General features: G+C 34.5%; 25 protein-coding genes and 1 other annotated feature. Of the genes, 7 read left to right on the forward strand and 18 right to left on the reverse strand.

The window, feature by feature from the left end; translation table 11 throughout:
- Positions 1–87: 87 nt before the first annotated feature.
- From AB1K81_RS07270 to zapA, 6 genes are all read right to left on the reverse strand, one after another.
- Positions 88–1785, reverse strand: coding sequence for a long-chain-fatty-acid--CoA ligase (locus tag AB1K81_RS07270; RefSeq protein WP_412975950.1), 1698 nt, complete (start codon positions 1783–1785; stop codon positions 88–90).
- A gap of 217 nt (positions 1786–2002) precedes the next feature.
- The gene (locus AB1K81_RS07275) at positions 2003–2410 is read right to left on the reverse strand and encodes a DUF350 domain-containing protein (RefSeq protein ID WP_412975951.1); all 408 of its coding nucleotides are present in this window, start codon (positions 2408–2410) and stop codon (positions 2003–2005) included.
- A gap of 20 nt (positions 2411–2430) precedes the next feature.
- Positions 2431–4767 carry an endonuclease MutS2 gene (locus tag AB1K81_RS07280; RefSeq protein ID WP_412975952.1) on the reverse strand — a complete coding sequence of 779 codons (2337 nt, stop codon included), beginning with the start codon at positions 4765–4767 and terminating at the stop codon, positions 2431–2433.
- A 36-nt stretch (positions 4768–4803) separates the two neighbouring features.
- Positions 4804–6522, reverse strand: a complete 1719-nt coding sequence (polX, locus tag AB1K81_RS07285) for a DNA polymerase/3'-5' exonuclease PolX (RefSeq protein ID WP_412975953.1) — start codon at positions 6520–6522, stop codon at positions 4804–4806.
- A 131-nt stretch (positions 6523–6653) separates the two neighbouring features.
- Positions 6654–7205, reverse strand: a complete 552-nt coding sequence (locus AB1K81_RS07290) for a CvpA family protein (protein WP_412975954.1) — start codon at positions 7203–7205, stop codon at positions 6654–6656.
- A gap of 7 nt (positions 7206–7212) precedes the next feature.
- Positions 7213–7476 carry a cell division protein ZapA gene (zapA, locus tag AB1K81_RS07295; protein WP_412975955.1) on the reverse strand — a complete coding sequence of 88 codons (264 nt, stop codon included), beginning with the start codon at positions 7474–7476 and terminating at the stop codon, positions 7213–7215.
- Positions 7477–7639: 163 nt separating this feature from the next.
- On the opposite strand from zapA, the gene rnhC reads away from it, so the two are divergent.
- The gene (gene rnhC, locus AB1K81_RS07300) at positions 7640–8575 is read left to right on the forward strand and encodes a ribonuclease HIII (protein ID WP_412975956.1); all 936 of its coding nucleotides are present in this window, start codon (positions 7640–7642) and stop codon (positions 8573–8575) included.
- 67 nt (positions 8576–8642) lie between these two features.
- Here the strand turns inward: rnhC and AB1K81_RS07305 are convergent, their stop codons facing one another.
- The 10 genes from AB1K81_RS07305 to AB1K81_RS07350 form a co-directional block, all read right to left on the reverse strand.
- Positions 8643–9074 (reverse strand): NUDIX domain-containing protein, encoded by a 432-nt coding sequence (locus AB1K81_RS07305; RefSeq protein WP_412975957.1) that lies wholly within the window; start codon positions 9072–9074, stop codon positions 8643–8645.
- Between the two features lie 17 nt (positions 9075–9091).
- The gene (locus AB1K81_RS07310) at positions 9092–10588 is read right to left on the reverse strand and encodes an AMP-binding protein (protein ID WP_412975958.1); all 1497 of its coding nucleotides are present in this window, start codon (positions 10586–10588) and stop codon (positions 9092–9094) included.
- A 5-nt stretch (positions 10589–10593) separates the two neighbouring features.
- Positions 10594–11430: an SDR family NAD(P)-dependent oxidoreductase gene (locus tag AB1K81_RS07315; protein WP_412975959.1), complete on the reverse strand. Its 837-nt coding sequence runs from the start codon at positions 11428–11430 to the stop codon at positions 10594–10596.
- Positions 11431–11516: 86 nt separating this feature from the next.
- Positions 11517–12386, reverse strand: a complete 870-nt coding sequence (locus AB1K81_RS07320; protein WP_412975960.1) for a GNAT family N-acetyltransferase — start codon at positions 12384–12386, stop codon at positions 11517–11519.
- 170 nt (positions 12387–12556) lie between these two features.
- The gene (locus AB1K81_RS07325) at positions 12557–13018 is read right to left on the reverse strand and encodes an NUDIX hydrolase (RefSeq protein WP_412975961.1); all 462 of its coding nucleotides are present in this window, start codon (positions 13016–13018) and stop codon (positions 12557–12559) included.
- The gene (locus AB1K81_RS07330; RefSeq protein ID WP_412975962.1) at positions 13018–13581 is read right to left on the reverse strand and encodes a nucleoside/nucleotide kinase family protein; all 564 of its coding nucleotides are present in this window, start codon (positions 13579–13581) and stop codon (positions 13018–13020) included. Before AB1K81_RS07330 ends, AB1K81_RS07325 begins: the two co-directional genes overlap by 1 nt.
- Before the next feature lie 173 nt (positions 13582–13754).
- A complete protein-coding gene (gene pheT, locus AB1K81_RS07335; RefSeq protein ID WP_412975963.1) occupies positions 13755–16181 on the reverse strand; it encodes a phenylalanine--tRNA ligase subunit beta in 2427 nt (808 codons plus the stop codon).
- A 12-nt stretch (positions 16182–16193) separates the two neighbouring features.
- A complete protein-coding gene (gene pheS / locus AB1K81_RS07340; protein WP_412975964.1) occupies positions 16194–17228 on the reverse strand; it encodes a phenylalanine--tRNA ligase subunit alpha in 1035 nt (344 codons plus the stop codon).
- 32 nt (positions 17229–17260) lie between these two features.
- Complete coding sequence (locus tag AB1K81_RS07345; protein ID WP_412975965.1) at positions 17261–17407, reverse strand: hypothetical protein; 147 nt, start codon at positions 17405–17407, stop codon at positions 17261–17263.
- Positions 17408–17500: 93 nt separating this feature from the next.
- Positions 17501–17731 (reverse strand) — a binding site (T-box leader).
- Positions 17732–17782: 51 nt separating this feature from the next.
- Positions 17783–18520, reverse strand: coding sequence for a TrmH family RNA methyltransferase (locus AB1K81_RS07350; RefSeq protein WP_412975966.1), 738 nt, complete (start codon positions 18518–18520; stop codon positions 17783–17785).
- A gap of 98 nt (positions 18521–18618) precedes the next feature.
- On the opposite strand from AB1K81_RS07350, the gene sspI reads away from it, so the two are divergent.
- The 6 genes from sspI (at position 18619) to AB1K81_RS07380 (ending at position 24430) form a co-directional block, all read left to right on the forward strand.
- Complete coding sequence (gene sspI / locus AB1K81_RS07355) at positions 18619–18843, forward strand: small acid-soluble spore protein SspI (RefSeq protein ID WP_412975967.1); 225 nt, start codon at positions 18619–18621, stop codon at positions 18841–18843.
- A gap of 295 nt (positions 18844–19138) precedes the next feature.
- Positions 19139–20728 carry a hypothetical protein gene (locus tag AB1K81_RS07360; RefSeq protein WP_412975968.1) on the forward strand — a complete coding sequence of 530 codons (1590 nt, stop codon included), beginning with the start codon at positions 19139–19141 and terminating at the stop codon, positions 20726–20728.
- A gap of 21 nt (positions 20729–20749) precedes the next feature.
- Positions 20750–21973: an ABC transporter permease gene (locus AB1K81_RS07365; RefSeq protein WP_412975969.1), complete on the forward strand. Its 1224-nt coding sequence runs from the start codon at positions 20750–20752 to the stop codon at positions 21971–21973.
- Positions 21970–23103 carry an ABC transporter permease gene (locus AB1K81_RS07370; protein ID WP_412975970.1) on the forward strand — a complete coding sequence of 378 codons (1134 nt, stop codon included), beginning with the start codon at positions 21970–21972 and terminating at the stop codon, positions 23101–23103. The genes AB1K81_RS07365 and AB1K81_RS07370 overlap by 4 nt, the downstream gene beginning before the upstream one ends.
- Positions 23096–23767 (forward strand): ABC transporter ATP-binding protein, encoded by a 672-nt coding sequence (locus AB1K81_RS07375; RefSeq protein WP_412975971.1) that lies wholly within the window; start codon positions 23096–23098, stop codon positions 23765–23767. The genes AB1K81_RS07370 and AB1K81_RS07375 overlap by 8 nt, the downstream gene beginning before the upstream one ends.
- Before the next feature lie 54 nt (positions 23768–23821).
- A complete protein-coding gene (locus tag AB1K81_RS07380) occupies positions 23822–24430 on the forward strand; it encodes a lytic transglycosylase domain-containing protein (RefSeq protein ID WP_412975972.1) in 609 nt (202 codons plus the stop codon).
- A gap of 155 nt (positions 24431–24585) precedes the next feature.
- On the opposite strand, the gene AB1K81_RS07385 is transcribed toward AB1K81_RS07380, so the two are convergent.
- The gene (locus AB1K81_RS07385; RefSeq protein WP_412975973.1) at positions 24586–25095 is read right to left on the reverse strand and encodes a GNAT family N-acetyltransferase; all 510 of its coding nucleotides are present in this window, start codon (positions 25093–25095) and stop codon (positions 24586–24588) included.
- 13 nt (positions 25096–25108) lie between these two features.
- Positions 25109–25612 (reverse strand): DUF1572 family protein, encoded by a 504-nt coding sequence (locus AB1K81_RS07390; RefSeq protein ID WP_412975974.1) that lies wholly within the window; start codon positions 25610–25612, stop codon positions 25109–25111.
- Positions 25613–25711 lie beyond the last annotated feature (99 nt).

The following is a 25711-nucleotide window of genomic DNA, read 5'->3' on the forward strand; positions in this document are numbered from 1 at the left end:
GATTCATTCATATTTTATTTTAAACCCAGAATATTATTCTGTCAATATTAAGTTTGTATGCTTTTAGAAGCCTCTTAAGCATTTTGCTCAAGTAGTACTTACTTCATCCTTAACTTTTCTTTTTTCTTCATCCACTAATTGTCTTCTTAAGATTTTTCCTACTGCTGTCTTAGGTAATTCATCACGGAATTCATAAATTCTTGGAACTTTATAAGCTGCCAACTTTTCCCTACAAAACGTATTTAATTCTTTTTCAGTAATGGCGTATCCTTCTTTTAGAACGACATATGCTTTTACTGTTTCTCCACGATATGGATCAGGAACTCCTGCTACAACCGCTTCTTGAACCGCTTCATGCTCATATAGAACTTCTTCTACTTCTCGAGGATAAATATTGTACCCACCAGCAATAATCATATCTTTCCTTCTGTCTACAATATAAAAATAGCCATTTTCATCCATATAACCTAAATCACCCGTTAATAGCCACCCATCTTTCAACGTGTTCTCAGTATCCTCGGGCTTTTCCCAGTAACCCATCATAACTTGTGGACCTTTCACTGCTAATTCACCAATCTCCCCAATTTCTACCTCTTCGTGGGTTTCCATATCTAGAATTTTTGCATCCGTATCTGGCCAAGGGAGACCTATACTACCGCTTATTCGATTTCCATATACTAAATTAGCATGCGTAACTGGTGACGATTCGGTTAAACCATAACCTTCCACCAACTTACCACCTGTTACCTTTTCAAACTTTTCCTGAACATCAACTGGAAGAGGAGCGGAACCACTAATACAAGCATCAATTGATGATAAATCATACTTACTAAGCTCAGGATGGTTTAACAACCCAATATAAATCGTTGGTGCACCAGGAAATACAGTTGGCTTTAATTTATGAATTGTCTTTAGCACTTCACCTGCATCAAACTTTGGCAAGAGAATCATTTTTGCGGCTGTTAAGATGGAAATATTCATTACTGCAGTCATCCCATAAACATGGAAGAATGGCAATACACCTAAAACTATATCTTCACCTTTTTTCATCTTATAAATCCATGCTTCACACATTTTCGCATTTGCAACTAAATTTTGATGTGATAGCATGACACCTTTAGGAAAACCCGTTGTACCACCAGTGTATTGAAGCAATGCTATATCTTCGACGGGATTTACATCTATCTCTTCATATTCTGGTTTAGCCTGCTCCATTATCTTATTCCAAACATGTGTATCAGCTGATTCTTCTACTTTCACAACCATGTTATATTGCTTCTTTTGAATAAATGGATATAGTAAGTTTTTTGGAAAAGGTAAATAATCCTTAATTCCCGTAACAATCATATGTTGAAGTGGAGAATTTTTCTTTACGCTTGTCACTCTAGGAACTAAAATATCCAAACAAACAATAACCTTTGTACCTGAATCATTTAATTGATACTCCAATTCCCTCTCCGTGTAAAGTGGATTGGTTTGCACCACAATTGCGCCGGCCATTAAAGCACCATAATACCCGATAACTGATTGCGGAGAGTTTGGTAACATAATTGCTACGCGGTCGCCCTTTTTGATGCCCAGGCCCTGAAGATAGTGGGTAAACTTTTTAGCCTGTTCAAACACTTCGCCATACGTTAATTCCTTACCCATAAAATGAAGCGCTTTCTTTTCTCTGTACTCTGAAGCAGCATCTTGTAAAAATAGATGCAATGGCTTCTCGTCATAAGAAAGACAAGTCGGTATTTCATCTGGGTAATGCTTATGCCATCTTTTTTCTTCCCCCATAAAACTAACCTCCTTTTTATATAGTTAGTTCTATTATACCGACTAATTTATATTTTTTGAAATTTTATTTTAGATTCTGAAAAATTTTTTTCTTTTGTAACTAAAAAATACTAAAGTCAAAATCAAAAACGAGATATAGTACCCCTACTAAAACAAATGCTACCGCTACTCCTATACATACTTTTGCCAAAGTCTCCATAATGTTCTCCCTTTACCTCTATATAATGCTTGCACCAATAACATAAGACAGTCCAATGGAAATGATCATGGAAATTAGTCCGACAGCCTTATTTCCTTTACCAATTTCCTCATCAATCGTAATGGTTGGTGTAAGAAATTCAAAAATAAAATAACCAATTAATAAAAGTATAAATCCAACCGTCCCCCAAGCAATACTTGTTAACAATGTATCATTATGTTCAATTGAATATCTAAAAATGTTAGCAATACCAAAAATTTTACCACCAGTTGCCATTGCTACGGCAACATTTCCTTGTCGTATCTCTTCCCAATTCTTATATTTCGTTACTAATTCAAATACCGCTAAGAATACAACCGTACAAAGTATAACTACACTAAAACTAGCAGCAGTATCTATAAACACATTCTCCCAAAAGTTGTTCATTTAACCATCCCCTTAGACTCTTATCGAAATTCGATTACGGTAACACCGCTTCCTCCTTCACCTGCTGCACCTTGTCTAGTTGACGCAATACTTGGATGTTTTTTCACATAATCTTGTACACCCTTACGTAGTGCTCCAGTTCCTTTACCATGAATAATAAAGACCTTCGGATAACCTGCTAATATAGCATCATCGATGTATTTCTCTAGCTTGAGTAAGGCGTCTTCAAATCGTTCTCCCCGAAGATCTAACTCAAGAGGTACGTGATAATTAGAGCCTTTTACGGTTGCTAAAGGTTTTTGATATGATTCTTTCTTTTTGCCAATTAATTGCAGGTCATTTCTTTTTACTTTTACTTTCATTATACCAACTTGTACCAAATATTCATTGTCACTTACTTTTTCAAGAATTATCCCGTTTTGATTTAATGTTAATAACTTAATTTCATCACCAGGGTTAAATGTTTCCTTTGTTATATTCTGTTCTTTAGTTTCCTTTTTAGAAGTTAATTGTGGCTGTGCTTCTTCTAACATTTTTCTTGCTGCAATCCATTCATGCTCTTTCAGTTTAGCATCGGTCTTCATATTACGAATTTCCCTAACAATAGTCTCTGCTTCTTCACGAGCATTAGCAAGTGCCTTTTCAGCTTTTTCCTCCGCTTTCTTGAATAATGCCTCACGTTTACTTTCAAATCGATGCCATTCTTCTTCGATTTGTTTCTTTAAAGCTTCACTTTCAAGTAGGATCTTATGTGCTTCTTCATATTCTTGCTCTGCTTGAATTTTCGACTTTTCTAACGATGCAATCATATTCTCAACGCTTTTAGAATCAACCCCAATATGACTTTTAGCTCGTTCAATAATAGATTGCTCTAGCCCTAATCTTTTAGAGATTTCAAATGCATTACTCTTACCAGGCACACCAATTAATAAACGGTATGTAGGCTGTAGCGTTTGCACATCAAATTCCATAGAAGCATTAATGACATTTTTCCGATTGTACCCATATGCTTTTAATTCAGGATAATGTGTTGTTGCAATAACTCGTGCATTTCTCGAAACCACTTCGTCTAGGATAGACATAGCAAGAGCTGCCCCTTCTTGTGGATCAGTACCGGCTCCTAACTCATCAAAAAGGACAAGGGTACGGTCATCTACATAGTTTAAAATATCTACTATATTTGTCATGTGCGAGGAGAACGTACTTAAATTTTGCTCGATAGATTGTTCATCACCAATATCTGCAAAAACATTTTCAAATACTGCCATTTCACATCCATCAAGTGCCGGTACTTGTAACCCAGATTGAGCCATCAATGTACATAATCCGACCATTTTTAATGTAACGGTTTTACCGCCTGTATTCGGACCAGTAATTACAATGGAAGTAAAATCTCTTCCAATCTCAATGTCATTTGCAACTACCTCATCAATTGGTATCAAAGGATGACGTGCTTGTTGCATTTTCATAATCCCGAGATCATTCATCGTTGGTCTTGAAGCTTTCATTTCTCGAGCTAAATTTGCTCTAGCAAACATATAATCGACAATAGCTAAAATACGGACATTTTCTGATAAAAAAGATTCCTCTTCAGCAATACTTTGACTTAACTCCCGTAAAATACGGTCAATCTCCTGTTTTTCTTTTGCGTGTAACTCTTGTAATTGGTTATTTAAGTCTACTACTGCTTTTGGTTCCATGAATAACGTTTGTCCCGATGCAGATTGATCATGAACTATCCCCCCAACCGCTCCGCGATACTCATGTTTTACTGGTAATACATATCTGTCATTACGTATCGTAATAATCGCATCAGATAACATATTACTCTTTGTTCTCGTATAGCTTTCTAGTTTCTCCCTTATTCTACTTTCATGTGTCCTTATAGAAGTACGGATCCCTCTTAATCTTTCTGTAGCGCTATCCATCACACGACCATTGTCATCAATACAGCTTTTAATCTCAAGCTCAAGATTTCTTAATGGTGTAATGGCTTCCACTAGTTCTTTCAGAATAGGTAAATCTTCATCTAATCCGTCAATAAAATCCTTCACTTGACGACCGCCGTAAATAGTATTAGCCACATCTAAACATTCTGATGTACTTAATACTCCTCCGATAACACTTCTTTTTAGACTAGGTCTTATATCAAAAATTCCACCTAAAGGTATTGGTACATTTAATCTGATTACCTGACTAGCTTCATCTGTTTCATCTTGTAATCGATTTACCTCTTCTAAATTAGTAGAAGGTTTCAACTTTGATGCTAAATCTTTTCCCAAACTAGTTTGAGCATGTTGAATCAAGCGATCGATTACTTTTTGAAAATCTAACACTCGTAATATTCGTTCGTTCATTGACTTGCTCCTTTACCAAGATGTAATCTGGCTTCTTTATTTATTACGGTTAAAGTACGCTATTAGTTTCTCTTTTGTCCAAGTATTTAACACCGTTTCTTTCTTTAACCAGCCTTTTCTTGCGACTCCAACACCATATTTCATATGCTCCAACATTTTATAACTATGAGCATCTGTATTTATCGCTATTTTTACTCCTGCTTCTTGACTAACTCTCGCCCACTCTGCTGATATATCTAATCGGTTAGGATTAGCATTTATTTCAAGCGCAGTATCTGTTTCTTTAGCTCGCTCTATTAACTTTTCTAAGTTCACTTTATATCCTTCTCTTCTACCAATAAGTCTACCTGTTGGATGGGCAATTAGAGACACATAAGGATTTTCTAAAGCATTATACAATCTTTTCATGATTTGTTCTTCTGATTGATTGAAGCTCGAATGGATTGCTGCAATGACATAATCCATTTCTCTTAGAAAATCATTAGAAAAATCTAAAGAACCATCAGTTAAAATATCCATTTCCACACCGGAAAATATGTGAATATCACTATATTTTTCATTTAGTTTTGCAATTTCATCTCGTTGACTCCGAAGTCGGTCCTCATCTAAACCATTAGCAACACGTAGGTTTTTAGAATGGTCTGTGATAGCGATATATTCATAACCATAGTTTCTAGCCTGATTCACCATTTCTTCAAGCGTCTGAGCCCCATCACTCCAAGTAGTATGCATATGGATATCTCCACGAATATCTTCTAACTCTACTAAGTCAATTGACTCTTGAAAAGCAACAACTTCACCAGTATCCTCTCTCACTTCAGGAGGAATAAATTGTAAGCCAAAATGGTTAAAAAATTCCTCTTCACTGGAAAAAGTTAATAATTCATTCGTCTCTTCAACTTCAATACCATACTCATTAATTTTCTCTCCTCGGGATTTCGCCAATTGGCGCATAGCAACATTATGATCCTTCGAGCCAGTGAAATGATGCAAAGTAGTTGCAAATTCTTTATTCGTTACTAAACGAAAGTCTACATTTACATCATACACATCGTCTAACGTAATAGAAATCTTGGTATCTCCCTTAGCAATTACGTCTTTTAAATCAGGCATTTGTAGTAATGCTTCCCTCACACTTTCCATTTCATCTGTCGAAATAATAAAATCTATATCTTTAATCGTTTCTTTCATCCTGCGAAGGGAACCCGCTTTTGAAAATTGATGAATTTCTGGAATTGTACGTAAATATTCTTCAATACGCTCTGCAATCGGGAGCATATATGCAATAGGTAAACGTTCCGGGCGTTTCCCCAAATCGCTTAACGCAGCAAGTATCTTTTCTGCCGATTTTTTACCAAAACCTGCTAACCCTTCAACTTTCCCTGATTCAATTGCTTCCTTTAAACTTTCTGCATCAACGACATTAAGCTCTTGATATAACTTGGCAAGCTTCTTACCTCCAAGACCAGGAACATTAAGTAATGGAATTAATCCTTCTGGAACTTCTTTTTTTAGTTCTTCCAGGGCCTCAGACTCACCCTTTTCCAGATACTCTTCTATTATTGTACTTGTACCCTTACCAATTCCCTTTATTTCTGTAAAATCCATCATATCAGATAAGGATCGTTCATCTCTCTCTAATGCTTGTGCTGCTTTTCGAAAGGCAGATATTTTAAAGGGATTTTCCCCTTTCAATTCTAGATATATCGCAAATGTTTCTAACAATTTTATAACGTCTTTTTTATTAATTGTCACCTTTATCACCCATTCAAAATTTCTTAATATTATCAAGCCAAACAAAAAATATGGCTAATTCATAACGAATTATCTTTATTGTACCTAGCATACAATGATAATCCTAGTATTATGAATTAGCCTTGTCTTTATCATTCAATGATGGAAACGATATGTGTAAACCATAGATCTTTAATCTTTTCCGAGAAATATGGTGTATGTTCCACAATAAATAATGCTACATTCGAATTATTTACCCATTCTTGAATTGTACCGATTGGAGTAAGTACTACGATGTATAAAAATACAAAAAGGATTAAATAAATCTCCAAGAAACCTAAGATTGCACCTAATAACTTATTTATAGAATTCAAGATTGGAAGTGAAGCAATAACATCAATCATGGAAGCTAATATTTGCAAACCAAATTTAACTACAAAGAAGATAAGTGCAAAGGAAATAGCATTATAAAAAGCACTCTCCAAAGGTAATGCTTGTAAAAATTCAGCCCACAGGCTTTCATCCCCTAAATCTGGATATGGTATCCAAATAGCTAAGTGGTTTGAAAGATCATCATAGAAGACGGAAGCTAATATAAAGGCAACTACAAATCCTAATAAATGTACCGCCTGAAGTATCAGTCCCCTTTTTAATCCGACAAGGAAACCGAATATTAATAAGAATATCAGTATAAAATCTACCATATGTATTTTATCCTCTTTCTTTTTTTATTGAACCTAGTAATGTTGCATACTCTTCTTTTAATGTTAAGTAATCATTCATAGAATTTATTGCAGTTAAAACAGCAAGACTAGCCGTGTCTAGCTGTGGATTCATTTCATGGATTTCTCTCATTTTTTGGTCTACTAGACTAGCCACTAAACGAACATGACTAGCATCCTCATCTCCAACAATCGTGTATGACCTATTTCTTATTTCAACCGTTACACGCGTTTTATCTTGTTTTTGGGTCACTAGGTTACCCTCCTACCTTATTTAACGATTCTAGCATTTTTTTCTATAGTTTATCTTAACACGAAGACAGACAATTGGGAAACTGTTCGTGCCCTATTTTTTTGCATTTCTTTCTTATGAATACTTTGTTATAGTCAATATTGAATAGAAAGGATGAACGTTCATGTCTCAAAATGTGTATGTGTTTACAACTGAAGAAATTGAAAAAATGAAACAATATTATCATAAATCATTAACATCTTCACCACAAGGGGCGGTTTTCCGTGCGAAAACTTCCAATGCAGTTATAACTGCTTACAAATCAGGGAAAGTCTTATTCCAAGGCAATAATCCTAGTGTGGAAATCGGGAAGTGGTTAAATGGAGTAAATAATTCGGACACTGATGCAGAAATCAAAAAGTCAGCAATTCATTCTATCTATACTCCACCAGAGACTCTATTTACTTCTTCACATATTGGTTCAGATGAAGCGGGAACAGGAGATTATTTTGGACCAATAACAGTAGCTAGTACTTATATCAACTCATCTCAAATCTCTTTATTAAAAGAGCTAGGTGTTAAAGACTCTAAGAACTTAACAGATGAGAAAATTATTCATTTAGCAAAAGAAATGGCACAAATGCATATTCCTTATTCATTACTAATCTTACATAACCCGAAATACAACACACTTCAAAAAAGGGGTTGGTCACAAGGTAAAATGAAAGCAATGCTTCATCATCACGCAATTAACAATCTCCTAAACAAGATAGGTGATGTCGATTATACAGGGATCTTAATAGATCAATTTTGCGAGCCAGGAGTATATAAAAAACATATCGCATCAGAGCAAGGAACATTACCTAGCAAAACATACTTTATGACGAAAGCGGAGAGTTATTCGATAGCAGTGGCAGCAGCGTCTATTATTGCTAGAGCAAGCTTTGTCAAAGAAATGGATAAGCTTTCTGAACAAATTGGTGTTGAACTAAGAAAAGGTGCATCTAAGGTGGTTGATCAAACTATCGCTCGAATCATTCGTGAACAAGGTGAAGAAGTACTTCAAACATGTGCTAAGCTTCACTTTGCAAATACAAAGAAAGCTAGACAGTATTTATGATGAAGATGGATGATGAGGCGCTCTCATCATCTCTCTTTTCAGATTCTTTCTAAACTATGGTAATCTTCTAATCAATCTCAAAACCTTCTTCGTCCAAATCAAACGAATAATACCCAATAGTCCGCTCTTCTAGCCACCTTTCTAAAGGTATTATCCACGGTCGGAACTTAATATACTCTCTTAATCTCTCTGTCGCAATAAATTTTACTGATTCTATTTCAGGATCAATAGGCATATCAGAATCCCCTACTATTTTGCCGAAATAATAGACTTGTAAATAGTTACCGAATTTTTTTGACTTAAATTCTGTAATAAAGGCAACTTCATTTGCCTTTATTTCATAACCTGTTTCTTCTCTTCCCTCTCTTATTGCAGTTTCCATAAAAGATTCACCGAATTCCGTTCCACCTTTAGGTAATCCCCAGCCTTTCTCATCTTTTATTAATAAAATTTTATTATCCTCTAGTACAACCATTCCTGCCCCTAATTTATGAGTCATCATTATCTCCTCTACTACTATAATCGCTTTAGATCTTTCTTCCCTAATGGTGTATAAGGTATGCAATCTACAATTACAATTTCTCTAGGCATTTGATACCTTGCTACCCTTGTACTTAGCCATTTTCGAATATCTTCTTCTGTTAAAGATGTAGTCTTAACAAAGACTCTTAATCGCTCACCGAATTCTTCATCCAATACTCCTGTTACAGCGACGTCCTCTATTTCGGAATGCTCCGAGAGAATATGCTCAACATCTGACGGATAAACGTTCTCACCACCCGATATTATCATGTCGTCAGTTCTTCCACTTAAATAAAAGTATCCATTTTTATCTTGATATCCTAGGTCACCTGTGAGAATCCATCTGTTTATCCTATATTTTTGGGACCACGAATTTTTAACCATAATTTCACCAATTACTCCTGAATTAACTTCTTTACCCATTTTATCAACTATTTTAATATGACTACCAAATATTTTCTTTCCAATCGTTAATGCCGAAAAGTTTAAATCCCTTGGTGTTGCAATCATATTTAATCCTGTTTCAGATGTACCATACAAATTATATAACACATTTCCCAATCGAGAAGATGTTAATTGAACAAGCTTAGGATTTAACTTTGCACTACCTGAAGCAATACATTGCAAAGATTGCAGATTCGTATTATTTAATTGTAATAACCTTTGTAGCATTATTGGTACAACGGTTATCAATTCAACTCGATGTTGATTTATTATATGATTAGCATGCTTCGCATCAAAACGTTTTGTGACTAGACATTTCTTGCCTAAAGCGATAAACAACAATAATAGAGCTAATCCATATCCATGAAAAATTGGCGTACCTATATAAGCAGACTTGTAATGTAGTATGTTCATCCTTCTAATCATTGTAGATAAAGGGTTTAAATAATTTAATAAGGATGGTTTATGCCCTGCTACTTTAGGCGTACCTGTCGTTCCACCTGTTTGGAGAATTAGTTTTCCACTAGAAGCCCTTGGAATCTTTGAAGTACAATGTGTTAACTGATTAAGTAATTTTATATCGATTTTCTTCCCATTACATCTAGCATTAACAACTAGTGAACTAAACTCAGAGTCATAAATAATCGCATCATACTTATTACTAGATAATAGATTATTAACTTGTTCGTTACCCAAATCGGTATTCAGTAAATACAGATCTGCCCCTACTCTTGAAACCGCAAATATCGATTCAATGAGCAGAATATGATTACGGCAAAGAATAGCAACCTTTTTCCCTTCACGAATTCCCTCAAACTGAAAAACATAATCTGCTAATTGATTAGATTCAATATATAATTGCTTGAATGTAATACTTCTGTCATCGTCTATAATCGCAACCCTTTTATTGTACTTTGTAACAGCCACTTCTAACATCGCCATTAAATTAGTTCCTGTTCGAGTAAGTGCTTTGACTAAGGAAAACAGACTGGAAGGTGATATCATGTTTATCTTATATAAAATATAGAGAAAAATTAAGATTTTCATTAATATCACCTTTTTTTTATGTTAACTTTTGAGGTTCTTTCCCAAACGCTTCTAAATAGTAGAGAACTTACTTGTCCAAATATTATCCACCAAGGCTTAAACCGTTTACGCTCTGTATACATCGTTTTACTAATAATCTTTGCTACATGTAATGGTGACATAGCTGGTGCATTTATATATTTTTTCGTAGGTTCAATCATAGGTGTTCTAACAAGTGGCAGATAAATAGAAGTGGTGCGGATACCCTTTGAATTCAGCTCAGGTGCCACTGATTGGAACCAAACATCAAAGGCTTGTTTAGAAGCTTGATAAGCAGAAAACTTTGGGAAAGGAGTCAGTAATGTATTAATGGTAGAAATATTTATGATTTGTCCATGACTCCCTTCAAGTATTGGAATAGTAGCCAGTAGTAATTCTACGGGGGCAAAATAATTAATTGCCATTGTTCGCTTAAAATCATGTAAGCGGTCTAAAGAATCAAATATGGAACGGCTAATGGAAATTCCTGCATTATTAACAATGATATCTAGTTTCCCATCTAGGGTACGAATATAGGATATCAAGTGATGCATTTCTACTTTGTCTCTTAAATCCCCAGCAAAAACACTAATTTTCGCACGTTTAATTTGTTTTTGTAGTTGAAGAAGTCGTTCTTTCCTTCTTGCTACAAGGATTAAATGGCAATCTATTTCTCCTAATAAAACAGCTAATTGTTCTCCAATACCAGAGCTCGCTCCTGTAATGATAATGTTTTTACCTTGAAGCTCTTTTTCTAGTTTTATTGTATTTATTAAGGTCGGCGGAAATAATAACTTTTCTAATAACGTATACGCTTTTGTCATATGCTCTCCTTATAGGAAGAAACATGATATAAATTTAGTTTTGTAGCCATACATTCCCCACCCTTAAATATAGTAAGAGACAACCTCTAGTTCTCACTCTTCCTGAAAGTGTATAAACTATGTTTCAACTTAAACCCAGCTTTTTGATATAGGTTTATAGCTGTTTTATTCTCTGTACTTACTGTTAATCTAATAGATTCAATCGTGTCAAAGGTAAATAACCACTTTAAACTTCCTGCTACTAACTGACTACCAATTCCTTTCCCTCTTTTCACTTCATTCACACCAACGAATTCAATACTTCCATCACCAAACTCTGGTTCCGCTTCAACATATACATAACCACATAGCTCCCCATCTTCTAACAGAATCAATACTTTATTATGCTCGTCAAGTCGACTAATAATTTGTTCGCCACTATAATAAGTACCCGGGAAAGTATGATCATGTAGTGCTTTCATATCATCATAGTATTCAGGTGTTAGTTCCTTTAAACTAGTATCCTGCAATAGCTGAATATCGTTACGGTCAAAGACTAATATTGTTTGTTCGCTCCCTTTTATAAAAGCGTTACGATTGGCAAACTCATAGACCAGTTTATTTTCTTTATTTGGGAATAAAATATAACTATTAATATTATTTGGTCTTTCTGCATGAAGCAATTCCCACATTTCATCCACTATATCCATATGTTCGTTTAAAGCGAAAGGTCCCCATACCTCTCCTACACCGCTCTCAAAATCAGGATCAATCCCTAATACCCCAACAAGTTCTCCATCACTAAAAGCAGTTACAAAGCAGTGAGTAAAAGGAATTTCTTCCTGAAAATACTCCGTAATTTCTACACTATCTTTACTACAAAATCCAATATGAGAGGACTCCATACTATTTAAATCTGCTATGAATTTTGCTACTTTTTCGACGTCATTTTGTTGCATATATGTTATGTTTACCACGGTTATCCCCTTTTCATCTATGATTTATAGGCTTTGGAATTAAACTAAAAATGTTGTATCGTATTATTTTTCACTATGGAGAATAGCTTTACTCTATTTAATAAACTACTATCAAAACGTTAAAGTTGAGGTCAGCATTATATCCTCCATTAATCCATGATTTTGCTGTATTAATTTGACTTCTTATAAGATATAGATAAGGACGAAATAAGCTGTTTTAGTAACGGATTTAAGCCATCCGGTAACTCGCTAGGCTTAAAGAATTTTGCTTCTACTGTTTCCGTTCCGTCTGCTTTTAAGTCCCCACCAATTATATCCCTACAACTATAAACAATCGTCACAGAATAGAATTCATCCCCATTAGGCAATTTAACAAAATGTTCTTTTCCTGAGATAACCGTTACTAACTCTAATTCCCCTATTTCAATTCCAGTTTCCTCCAGAACCTCTCTTCTTCCAGCTTCTTCAGCAGATTCTCCTAATTCTAAAAATCCACCCGGAACTCCAAAGCGGCCATCTCCTCTTTTTTGTAGTAAAATTTCACCGTCATTATTGATGACCCCTATTGCAGTACCAACTAATATTAAAGGTTTATTCCCCACAAGTGCTCTAAGTTCTTCTATGTAACCCATTATTTCTCCTCCAAATCTCTTTGATTTACCTTCATTGCCTCTGTAATGTTTATTAAAATATCTTGAACGGTTAACGTCCCATCTACAACTAAATCACTGTTTGGCTTAATGGAAGTTAACATTTCTAAATATCCTTTTCGGCCATAATTCACGTATAAATCCATTTCTTTGAATAATTCTACTTTAGAATCCTGTTGATAATCCCTTATTATTCTACGAGCCAAAGCAATGTCAAGCGGTGTGTCAATAAACACTGCTAAGTCGATTGAACTGCGTAATTTGGAATGCATTCGTGCAAAAGGATAATCAAGAATGATATAATGTAACGATTCTGTAGCTAGTTTCTCTATATCTTGAATAAGAGGAGTTATATCCCATTCTTCATAATTTGCTCCTCTATCTACCCAATCGATTATATCTTCTGGACCTTCTAATTGATAATCATCAAAATAAATCACTTTGGACTGTTGTAATAATTGATGAAGTTCTTTAGAAATCGTTGTTTTCCCTCCACCAGATACTGCAGCAATTGAGATAATATATGGATGGTTATATGCTAACACGTATCGTACTCCCCATTAATTCGACATATTTTTCAATATTCTATTTCCTCTTATTCTAACACAATTTTCAGACTGTTTAACTATTTTTTCTTCCATTTTTTTCAATAAAAAAGATCACATAGCACTCTATGTGATCTTTTACAAATACCTATTCTTCTCTAACCAATAACATATTACGATCTTACGTATGCATTATGTTTTTGATTTACTGCTTCAATAATGGTTTGATAAGATTGTTCCACATCTTCATCCACTAAAGTCTTTTCTGGATCAAGGTATAGTAGACTGTATGCAACTGATTTCTTACCTTCTGGTAGATTTTCTCCTTTGTACAAGTCAAATACTTGAACTTGTTTTACGAGTGGTGCCCCTACTTCTTCAATAGTTGCTTTTACATCCCCTGCATGTACTGCATCATCCAAAATAAATGCTATATCTCTTGTAACAGATGGATATCTTGGAATCTGTGTATAGCTTGGTACATGGTGATGTGAAGCAAGCACTGCTTCCATATTAATATCAAATACATACGTTTCTTTTAAATCAAGCTCTTTTTCAAGTACTGGATGTAACTGACCGATAAACCCAATCTCTTTACCGTTTAATAATATAGCAGCCGTACGTCCTGGATGCATATCTGTAAGCTGAGTCTGTTTAACAGATAAAGGAAGTTCTAAATGGTCGAATAACCCTTCTACAATCCCTTTCACTACGTAGAAATCAACTTTCTTACTTTCTTGCTGCCATAAATGTTCTAACCATTTTCCTGTTAGAACACCAGAAAGACGGAGTTGCTCATCAGGTTGTTTTGTTAATTCCTTTTCGCTTGTAATGAAGATGGAGCCAATTTCGTAATAAGCAAGATTAGCTTGGTTTCTAGCTAGGTTATAGCTTATTGTTTTTAATAGTTCTGGTAAAACACTTAAACGTAAATATTTATGTTCCTCACTCATTGGCATGGCTAAGCTAATTGGTTCTGGATTTAAAGCTTTTATTTCTGGACTTATTAGTTTCTGGATAAACGCTTCACTAGTTAGAGAATAGGTTCTAGTTTCCATTAAGCCTACACCTTCTAAATAGTTTTTCACAGCACGTCTAAGTTGTTGTCTCTTCGTAAGACCTCCCGCAGTAGCCTCTCCTTTTGGAAGAGTATACGGTAAATTATCATATCCATAAATTCTAGCTACTTCTTCTAGCATATCCTCAAAGATTGTAATATCTCTACGTCGAGTTGGAGCAAATACTCTGAAGTTATCTTCTGAACGCTCAAAATTAAATGCTAATCTCTCTAAAATCTTTGCAATATCATTTGAAGAAATATCCGTACCTAGTCTCTTGTTGATTGTTGCCGTATCAACTTCAACCGTTGTTTCACTACGATCGAGTTTATCGAATTCAACGACACCATCTAAAACTTTCCCGCCTGCATATTGTTCTAATAGGTGGCATGCACGTAATCCAGCGCGTTTAACACGATTTGGATCAATTCCTTTTTCATAACGAGTACTTGCCTCACTGCGAAGACCAGTAGCTTTTACTGTCTTACGAATGGATATTGAATCGAAGTATGCTGCTTCTAGTAAGATATTCTTCGTTTCACTAGTCACTTCTGAATTAGCACCACCCATAACACCAGCAAGTGCAATAGGTTCATGCCCATTTGTAATCACTAGGTTTTCTGAAGATAAGGTTCGTTCCACATCATCAAGGGTAACAATTTGTTCCCCCTCTTTTGCTGTACGAACAACGATTTCTTTTGAACCTAAACGATCATAATCAAATGCATGTAATGGTTGACCGTACTCTAACAATACATAGTTCGTAATATCTACGACGTTGTTAATTGGTCTGATTCCAGCAGCTAACAAGTAATTTTGCATCCATATTGGGGATGCTTTAATTTCTACATCCTTAATGACAAAAGCTCCATAGTAAGGATTTAAGGATTCTTCCTCTACTTTAACCGAGATATAATCAGCTGCATTTTCACTTGAAGTATGAACTTCTTCATTCGGTTGTATCACAGGTTTATCTAATAATGCGCCAACCTCATATGCTACTCCTAACATACTTAAGCAATCTGCACGGTTAGGAGTTAAATCAAACTCTAATATCGCATCTGTTGAATTTAATAACGTTTCAACAGGTTCACCAACTGGAGCATCTTCCGGAAAAACAAAAATACCTTCTGCAAATTCTTTCGGGATATGTTTTTCATCAAATCCTAGCTCTTGCAAGGAACATATCATTCCATTAGATTCTACCCCACGAAGTTTTGCCTTTTTAATTTTAAAGTTACCAGGCAATACAGCACCAGGTTTAGCGACTACTACTTTCTGGCCTTGCCGTACATTAGGAGCACCACAAATAATTTGTAATGTCTCTTCACCAACATCAACCTGACAAAGGTTTAACTTGTCGGCATTTGGATGCTTTTCACAAGTCTGCACATAACCAACGACAACATTATTGCTCTTTTCCGCAATATACTCCACATGATCCACTTCAATCCCAGACTTTGTTACCTTTTCAGCAAGCTGTTCTGGGCTTATACCATCAATATTTACATAATCTTTTAACCAATTTAATGAAACTAACATCTTTTACCCTCCTTAAGCCTGGTGGAATTGTTTTAGGAATCGACTATCATTCAAATAGAATTGGCGAATGTCGTTTACACCATATTTCAACATGGCAATCCGTTCTGGCCCCATTCCAAACGCAAAGCCTGAGTATACTTTTGGATCATACCCACCCATTTCTAATACATTCGGATGTACCATTCCGGCACCTAAAATCTCAATCCAACCTGTTCCTTTACATACAGAACAACCTTCTCCGTCACATACTTTACAAGAGATATCCATTTCTACAGAAGGTTCAGTGAATGGGAAAAAGCTTGGACGCAGGCGAATATTTCGATCTTCTCCAAACATTTTCTTCGCAAATACGTTTAGAACTCCTTTTAAGTCACTCATTTTAACGTCTTTATCTACATATAATCCTTCAATTTGAGTAAATTGATGAGAGTGAGTTGCGTCATCTGTATCTCGACGATACACTCTACCAGGGCAAATCATTTTAAATCCTTTTTCACCTTTATATTCTTTCATCGTACGCGCTTGTACTGGTGATGTATGTGTTCGTAGTAATAATTCATTTGTGATATAGAAGGAATCCTGCATGTCTCTTGCAGGGTGATCCTTTGGTAAATTTAGTGCTTCAAAGTTAAAGTAATCCGTTTCCACTTCAGGACCTTCTCTCACTTCATAGCCCATTCCAATAAATAAGTCTTCAATTTCTTCTATCACTTTTGTAAGTAAATGTGGTCCACCAACTTTAATTGGTCTGCCCGGAAGAGTTACATCAATAGATTCAGCTTTTAGTTTTTCTTCTAAAGCAGCATTTTCAAGTGTTGTTTGCTTTTCATCGATAGCAGTTGTAATTGCTTCTCGTACTTGATTGGCGATTTCACCTACTACGGGTCTTTCTTCTGGTGAGAGTTTGCCCATTCCACGTAATACTTGTGTAAGTGAGCCTTTTTTTCCTAGGTATGCAACTTTGATTTCTTGTAGTTCTTTAAGGTCTGATGTTTCTTTCACTTTTGCAAGTGCTTCTTCTTGAATGGCTTTTAATTCTTCTTGCATAGTTTTTTCCCTCCTAGAATTCATAAGTATTTTCACATTTCATTATCAGCCGTGTCCGCAGTCCAAAAATACTTGCCGTTACTTCCAGCACAAGGGCGACAATTACTAGAATAACCAATAGAATTATCTTCCTTGCCGTGGGCAGCTGGTGAGCCTATTCCCCACTGAAGTCTCCGCATATTTGGACCACTCAGTACAATCACTTCAATACTTTGCATACGGTGACAAAACTATGTTCAAAACTAAAATAAAAAAGCCTTCTATCCCATAAAAAAAGGGACGAGGCTTGTTTTCGCGGTACCACCCTTGTTGACACTCTTTGTGTGCCCAACTCGAGATTTTTAACGGATTTTTCCGGAACACCTTTACTAAATTAATTAGGTCCAAGTGTCAGCTCCAGAGTGAAAGATTAACGAGTTGATAGTAGAAGCGTTCGCAGTCTAAGACGCTTCTTCCCTGAAAACTATATTTTTTACTGTTAATCGCTCTTTCATAGCTTTTAACTATTCACATATAGAATAAATTATAGTCATTTTACCTAGTATTTGCAAGAATTAACCTTTAATATGGTACATTAAAATCCCTGCTGCAATACTAACATTCAGTGACTCTGCTTTACCATAAATAGGAATCTTTACTAGTTCATCTGCCAAGTCTAATAAATCATGCTGGATACCTGATCCTTCATTTCCTACTATTAAGGCAACCTTATCGTTAGTCTTTACTGTATGAAAATCCTTTGAATTAGTGAGTGCACTTGCCCAAATAGAAAAACCTTCCTTTTTCAAATTCTGAATACGCTCTATTAGATTGTCACGTATAACTGGTATATGAAATATGGAGCCTTGTGTTGATCGAATTACTTTATCATTATAAACATCTACAGTGCCTTCTCCTAGAATAACGGCATCAAAACCTGCAGCATCAGCAGTGCGAATGATTGTACCTAAATTACCTGGATCTTGTATACGGTCTAGTAGTAGTACATGATTTCCATCAAACTTAGTAACTTTGCTCAAATTAACAACGGCTCCAATACCTTGAGGAGTTTTCGTTTGGGTGATGTGTTGAAACACATTTTCGCTGACTTCAACAATCTTAAAATCATCGGCCCACTTTGGTAAGTAAACGCCATCTTGTAATATAATTTCCTTTATCGTCCAATTGCTATTTACCGCTTCTTCTATTAAATGAAAGCCTTCAATGAAAAAAGTTGCTGTTTTCTCACGTTCTTTCCTTGTATGTAATTTCTTCAAAGCTTTCACTTTATCGTTCTTTACAGATGTTAACAAATTCTTCATTCCTTATCATTATTCTTTTTACTATCATACATATTTAATCCTAAACTGGTCAAACTATCCATAGTTTAATACAAATAAGGAGTGATTTTTTGAATCTAAATTTGCGTAATGCCATTTTATCCAATATCTCAAATAACGATCAAAGTCAGTTGGAAGCAACCATTGTTGATGCGATTCAATCAGGTGAAGAAAAAATGCTTCCTGGTCTTGGTGTATTATTTGAGTTAATTTGGAAGCAATCAGATGAGCAGGAAAAACAAGAAATGCTTGAAGCATTAGAGCAAGGTGTTAAAAGTGAAACTGCAGGTAGTTAACCATATCTAAGAAGGTGTCTTACATGATACCTTCTTTTATTTTTATCTAAAATTAAGTCATTTACCTAAACTTGTCTAATATAATGGAAGTAACTATTAGTTTCGTTTTTAATAGTTACTACACATGGACAAAAGAGCTATAAAAACTTTCATCTTACTTTCACTTCAGAATTTTAGTAATGATTCAATATATTTTATATCATTTCGAAAATAAATTGACTCTTTTGTAAATCGGTGTTATACAATGTAAGTATTGTATTAAAATTTATGGGCAGATTTGAATGGGGGAATACAGATGGTAGATTACTATCAAGATGGAAAGCAGAATAAAAAGGGATTCAGCAAATTATTTGCGATTATTATCGCTGCAGCAGTTTTACTTATTGGTGGAAGTGTTGCTGCATTTGTTCTAATTGAAAGCAATACGCCAAAGGCAAGTTATTTTCTTTCTGAAAAGAATACGTATGATTTTCTAACCGAACAAGTCAAGGAAAGATTTGATTCTGAGCTTAGTTGGCATGAAAAAGGATTAGAAAATCCTATCGAAGATATTTATGAGATTTCTGCACAATTAAATATGCAACTTTCTAATAGTCAAGGATTTGTTACACCAGAACAAATTATTAATAGCAGTACCGTTACTGTAACGAGTCAATTGGATCGTAAAGAGAAGATCGCAACTGCAGGAATAAAGGGAAGCTTTGGAAATATCTCTATCGAGGATATTAATTTCTATGTTACGTCTGAAAAAATGATGCTCGGCTTACCTTTTATCAATGAAATATTACAATTAAATGGTGATGATTTAGGTAAATTACTTCACCAAGTTGACCCAAATGCCTTTACTGGTGAAGAAAAGCTAGACTTTAATATGCTTTTTGAAGGTAATATTATAGCTGAGGAAGATGTAAAATATATTGAAGATGAATATGTAAAGTGGCTATATGATGAATTACCAGAAGATGCATTTAAATCTAGTAATGAAACAGTCAAAATGGAAAGTGACAACATTGATACAGAAAAAATTACTTTCCATTTAACAGAAGACCAAGTAAAAGCGATATTAAAAGACTTATTTACTAAAATGGCTGACGATGAACATTTAAAAGAGATAATTGTACAGTATGCTCAAGCACAAGGAACAGGTCCTGTAGTACTAGGTGAAAATGCTAATTTAGATATTCCTAATTTTGAAGAAGAATACGATAATGTGATGACAGAAGCGATAAATGGATTAGATAATTTCATCATACCAAATGGCCTTACATCAACTATTTGGGTCAATAAAGATATTATAGTTAAACGAGATTTTTCTATTGAAGTAGGGCCAACTGAAGAGCAATTAATTACCCTTTATTTAACTGGACAGCTTGAAAATAATGATTCCGATGTATCACTCACATATAATTTTGGTCTTGTTGATGAGTTTGGAACAGATCATACAATTTCATTAGATGGTACACTATCAAATAATGATGGTGAAACCAATGATACTATTACTTTATCTTTTGATACGATACAACTAATCTACGAATCTAATGAAACAACGGATAAAAATAAGAAAGATTTCAACCGTAAATTTACTCTCCATGATCAAACTGGTTATACTTTTGATTTACTTTGGACTGGTAATGCGGAATATGATGGAGATCAAATGAACTCCAATCATGAATTAACAATAGCTGGTGACGGTATTCCAGAAAATGCAGTCGTATTAACTATCAACAAAGACTCCAAAATTACTGACAGTATTTCATTACCAAATGGAGATGAAATAAAAGATATTGGTAGTTTATCTATAGAAGAGTTAATGACATACTATGAAACAGAAGTCACTCCACAATTAGAGCAGTGGTTAATGGGAATTATTGGATTTGGGTTTTAATTTATGAAGTAGGTGAACATAATGCAATTCCTTAAGTTTGTATCGTTATTCACCAAAAATAATTTCTTGCAACTCAGGAGGAAGTGGCGATCACTTCCTCTTCTTTTCGTTTTTCCAATTTTATTAATTGGACTCGTTGCGTATATTTTAGTTACTTTTATATCAAATTTAGAGGAAGAACCGTTACAAATAGGATTGGTTGACTTAGACCAATCTAGCGAAACGGACATGATTATCCAATTATTAGAGGATTCCACTCAGCTCGGTGATTTTTTACACATGGAACGTGTTTCCGAAACTGTTGCTAAAGAAATGATAGAAGAGGACGAAATAGTTTCCTATATTCTATTTCCGGAAGAGTTTACGAGTAAATTATTAAATGGAGATTCTGTTGTCGTTACTATTGTTGGTAATCCTAATCGAGAAATGGAAAGTTATCTTATTAAAGAGCTAGTAAATAGCGCTGCAAGGCATATCAGTTCTTCCCAAGCAAATATTTTAACCATCAATCATTTCGCTAGAGAATTAAACTTAAGCGCCGAATCGAGAAACCAAATTGTACTAGAACAATTTAATGAATTCTTGTTATATGCGATTAGTAAGGACAATGTATTAGATCAACATGCGTTGTCTAATAATGCCACTTCTTCACCAAAGCAATATTTCGGCTTGGCTGCAGCATTTTTCTTGTATACCATCTGGATATTCACGATTTACCAACTCTTATATAAAGAACAATCGAAGGAAATTAAAACTAGAATGATGCTTTACGGTGTAACAGATCTTCAACAAATAACAGCTAGAATATTGATCACATTGATCATTAGTATCCTGATAGGAATGTTATTATTTACCGGAATAGTACAGGCACTGGATATTAATTTACAAGGTGATAATTATGCACGATTATTGATACTACTAGCTTTACATTCGGTTATCTTTTTATTTATTTTATCAGTTATAGAAACCGTTATAAGTTCCAAAAAATTATCCTTATTAGTGCAGCTTATTTTGACCGGAACCCTAATGCTTGCGAGTGGATCTTTTATCCCAGAAATTTATTTGCCACTCTATCTTCAAGATTACTTAGCATATGTTTTCTCTTTCCAAGTATTTCATTGGTTAGAGGAAATTTTACTAAATGGTCGAGTCTATGTGGATTACATCCCTCTTCTTTTATCGACTGGCATAGGTTTATTCCTAACGGTTAGTCTAGCCTTACTAAAGGAGCGTTTAAAGACATGATAGATATCTTGAAAACACGTCTTCTATTGTGGAAAAAGAAACTGTTAACCACGCTTTTCTGGCTATTACTTCCAGTACTTGGAACATATCTTTTTATTTCTATCGTAAACACTATCCAGGACGACTCCAAGGTTCCCATTGGAATCGTGGTAGAAGATGACTCAGCCTTGGCAAACAATTTACTACAATCAATTTCTAATTCTAATCTTGTACAAGTTTATGAAAGTAACGAAAAAGAAGCATTATACAATCTTGAAAAACATGAAGTTGACAGTGTGTTTATTATTCATGATGAATTTGAAGTAAATATAAAAAGTGGGCTTAGAAAAAATATTATCTCGAGTTACTATACAGAATTATCCTTTGCCTATACTCCTGTAAAAGAAATGATTGTTTCACTAGTCCAAGAGGAAGCAGGTCGTGCTAAAGCGACTAACTTCATTCTACAAATGAATGAAGAATATAACGGTTCTGACCCTTGGAGTTGGGAAGAAGTCCAAAATAAGGTAAGACAAGTTCAGTTAAATGAAAACCTATTGAATACAGCATTTACCTACACAGGTACGTCGAATTCAGAGGAACAACCTTCTCTCATTTCATGGAATACATGGACAATTTGGGCTATTTTAAGTTTATTAAGTTCATTATTTTTATTTGACTGGGTAATTAAAGAAAGAGCACTAACCGTTTCAGCTCGTTTTTCGTTTATGAAAGTTTCTAAATGGAGTTACTATTTAAAATTAATTATCTTATATTTTTTTATTTTTTTCTTATTTGATTTAATAGCTATTGCTTTGTTTACTTTACGTTTAGATCAATCGATTTCACTTCGTTTTATATTCATATTAATCAGCTTTAGACTAATGTTATGTATGCTCTCTTTTGGTTTAGCAAGTTTTTTTAGAAAAGCCTTTACCTACTATTGGGTATCCATTTTGCTAGTTATCGTCCTAGCTTTTTTAACAGGTGCTATCATTCCGATTCATCAGATCATTCCTGAAATACCTTATGTAAATTATTTTAACCCGCTTCAAGATTTTATTAATGAGAATCTTACCATTTTATGGGGAATTATTAGTTTCATATTTTTAATCTTAACATTAATACGAAAGGAGGTTACCAATGCTTAGTGTAGATTCTTTGAAGAAACGCTATAGGAAAAAGCTAGTACTCGAAAATCTTACCTTTACCGTTCGGCCTGGTGAGATTATCGGACTTGTCGGAGAAAACGGAGCGGGTAAATCAACCTTATTACGTATTTTAGCGACGATTGATAAGCCTAATAAAGGTAGCATTTCCTTTTTTAATTACTTGTACAGCAAAAATCGGAAAGAAATACGTAAGTACATTGGCTATGTTCCACAGGATATTGCCATTTGGGAAGAGCTTACGGTGAAAGAAAATATGCTGTTTTTTGAAAAGCTTTCCTTATCTTCTAAAAGCAGTCAAGAATTAAGACAACTATGCTTAGATATGAATCTCGATAAATGGGAAGAACCAGTTAAAAAGCTTTCAGGTGGGATGAAACGGAAGTTAAACATCGCTATCACTCTTATCCATGAACCGACAATGTTACTTTTAGATGAACCAACTGTCGGGATTGACTTAAAGTCTAAAATAGAAATTGGTTCTTACCTACTAAAACAAGCAAAAGACAATAATCGAATAATCATCTATACTTCGCATGACATGGATGAAATTAATCACCTTTGTGATCGAGTGATTTGTATTGGGGAAGATTCATTTTATGAGGACATTTTAAAGGACTCTGGTAAAGAAATAATTTCATTCTAGTATTTTAACTTACTTATATAGTAAAATGGTAGTGAATAGAGGTGTGGCTAACGTATGGATATTAGACAACTACAAATGATAATGCAATATCAAGCAATGTCAATCTTAAGTTCAAATAATGATAGTCTATCAAGTTTTTCACCTATTGTAGATTTGGCATTTAAACAAATACTAGATAGTAAATTAGAAGAGTCGACTTCTACGAAACAAACTAATTTACCTTTTCCCTCTTCTTCACTACTATATAATACTAATTTAGCACAACCAAGCGGATTACAACCCATTCCGAATGAATATAGTGCTATTATAACCGAAGCTGCTAATAAATATGGTATTGATGAACGGTTAATACATTCTGTTATTAAGACGGAATCCAACTATAATCAATTTGCTAAAAGTAGTGCAGGTGCACAAGGATTAATGCAATTAATGCCTTCTACCGCACGTGGCCTAGGTGTATTAAATCCATTTGATGCTAAACAAAACATTGAAGGCGGGACGAAATATTTAAGGGAAATGTTAAACCGGTATAACGGCAATATGGAGTTGGCATTAGCTGCATACAATGCTGGTCCTGGTAACGTAGATAAGTACCAAGGAATACCACCATTTGAAGAAACACAGAATTACGTTAAGAAAGTTATGAATAATTATTTAGCTTAAATCGAAGAGGAACTTGAATTCGTTATTCAAGTTCCTCTGACATTTTCTAAACATCAAAAGTCTTCTCCTTTTGAATTAAGTTGTTCCTTTTTAAAGAAGAAACTATATAATGTATTTTTTTGACCCTGATTAAAAGAAGTAAAACGGTGTAATATTTATAAATTACTGTTGTATGCTACATGTACAATTATTTTTACTCCATTTCTTTCATACTCTTTATATGTTTGCATTCCAATTTTTTTTGCTACTGCCCAAGACGGAATATTATGAATGCTAGTATAAGAATAAACAGCAGGATAGTTTATTACGTTAAAGGCATATTCTTTACATGCATTAGCCGCTTCTGTTGCATATCCTTTATTCCAGTAGTCCTTTATAATATGGAACCCAATTTCAGGTAGGACTTCATTATCAATGTTTTGCATCGTTATCCCACAATCTCCTATGAAGATATCTCCATCTTTTAGAACTACAGCCCATAACCCGTGGTTATATGTTCTATAATTATCAATATTCCGTTGAATCCAGCTTTTAACCTTCTCACGATTATATGGATCTGGGTAATATTTCATAGATTCCGGATCAGAGAGTACTAACGATAATGCATCCACATCTTCTAAAACTAATTCTCTTAAATATAATCTTTCTGTTTCTAGTACAATCATTCAAATCAACCTTTCAGTTAGATTTATTTTTAGGTATGCTTAGAATTATCCACTCTTTATCTTTTATTTGTTTACCAATATAAAGTAATTGCCCCAAGTGATAACTAATATGGGCAATTTCAGTTTGAATTGCTTGTAGAACAGTTAGAGGTTTTTTTCTTAATATCACGGTTTTATCTAAATCATCTTCTGTTAAACTCTCAATCGTGTTAAAGAGTAGATTCCATCCATCTTCCCAGATTTGCATAAGATAATCCTTTGATTCATTTCCCCAGGTAAATTCCGCGTCTCTATCTCGATATGTTTTTTCACCATCTGTTGTGAGAAAGTCTACCCACCGCGAGTGCATATTACCACTTAAATGCTTAATAATCATCGCTATGCTATTAGACTCTCCACTAGGTTTAAAATGTAACTCATCTACTGATAACTGCTGTATTCCTAATTCAGCCCTGTTCTTAAAATGTTTAAATTGGCTCATTATTACATTTAGATATTCCATTTTAAATTGGTTCAAGTTGGCCCCCTCTATTATGATTCTTTTCAATTATGTAAAATAAATAAGTATTATTAAAAAGAAATAGGGTAACAAATAGATTAAGAGGTTTATAACAAA

This window comes from Ornithinibacillus jepli (genome assembly GCF_047228935.1).
GTDB lineage: Bacteria > Bacillota > Bacilli > Bacillales > Amphibacillaceae > Ornithinibacillus.

What these genes read in the sequence shown, in the direction of transcription:
- AB1K81_RS07365 (WP_412975969.1), top strand. Translation starts at nt 20,750, where the DNA reads ATGCAATTCCTTAAGTTTGTATCGTTATTCACCAAAAATAATTTCTTG.
- AB1K81_RS07290 (WP_412975954.1), bottom strand. Translation starts at nt 7,205, where the DNA reads ATGGTAGATTTTATACTGATATTCTTATTAATATTCGGTTTCCTTGTC.
- pheT (WP_412975963.1), bottom strand. Translation starts at nt 16,181, where the DNA reads ATGTTAGTTTCATTAAATTGGTTAAAAGATTATGTAAATATTGATGGT.
- rnhC (WP_412975956.1), top strand. Translation starts at nt 7,640, where the DNA reads ATGTCTCAAAATGTGTATGTGTTTACAACTGAAGAAATTGAAAAAATG.
- AB1K81_RS07345 (WP_412975965.1), bottom strand. Translation starts at nt 17,407, where the DNA reads ATGCGGAGACTTCAGTGGGGAATAGGCTCACCAGCTGCCCACGGCAAG.
- AB1K81_RS07310 (WP_412975958.1), bottom strand. Translation starts at nt 10,588, where the DNA reads ATGAAAATCTTAATTTTTCTCTATATTTTATATAAGATAAACATGATA.
- AB1K81_RS07375 (WP_412975971.1), top strand. Translation starts at nt 23,096, where the DNA reads ATGCTTAGTGTAGATTCTTTGAAGAAACGCTATAGGAAAAAGCTAGTA.
- pheS (WP_412975964.1), bottom strand. Translation starts at nt 17,228, where the DNA reads ATGCAAGAAGAATTAAAAGCCATTCAAGAAGAAGCACTTGCAAAAGTG.
- AB1K81_RS07305 (WP_412975957.1), bottom strand. Translation starts at nt 9,074, where the DNA reads ATGACTCATAAATTAGGGGCAGGAATGGTTGTACTAGAGGATAATAAA.
- AB1K81_RS07275 (WP_412975951.1), bottom strand. Translation starts at nt 2,410, where the DNA reads ATGAACAACTTTTGGGAGAATGTGTTTATAGATACTGCTGCTAGTTTT.
- AB1K81_RS07270 (WP_412975950.1), bottom strand. Translation starts at nt 1,785, where the DNA reads ATGGGGGAAGAAAAAAGATGGCATAAGCATTACCCAGATGAAATACCG.
- AB1K81_RS07385 (WP_412975973.1), bottom strand. Translation starts at nt 25,095, where the DNA reads ATGATTGTACTAGAAACAGAAAGATTATATTTAAGAGAATTAGTTTTA.
- AB1K81_RS07370 (WP_412975970.1), top strand. Translation starts at nt 21,970, where the DNA reads ATGATAGATATCTTGAAAACACGTCTTCTATTGTGGAAAAAGAAACTG.
- AB1K81_RS07360 (WP_412975968.1), top strand. Translation starts at nt 19,139, where the DNA reads ATGGTAGATTACTATCAAGATGGAAAGCAGAATAAAAAGGGATTCAGC.
- AB1K81_RS07280 (WP_412975952.1), bottom strand. Translation starts at nt 4,767, where the DNA reads ATGAACGAACGAATATTACGAGTGTTAGATTTTCAAAAAGTAATCGAT.
- AB1K81_RS07315 (WP_412975959.1), bottom strand. Translation starts at nt 11,430, where the DNA reads ATGACAAAAGCGTATACGTTATTAGAAAAGTTATTATTTCCGCCGACC.
- AB1K81_RS07325 (WP_412975961.1), bottom strand. Translation starts at nt 13,018, where the DNA reads ATGGGTTACATAGAAGAACTTAGAGCACTTGTGGGGAATAAACCTTTA.
- AB1K81_RS07380 (WP_412975972.1), top strand. Translation starts at nt 23,822, where the DNA reads ATGGATATTAGACAACTACAAATGATAATGCAATATCAAGCAATGTCA.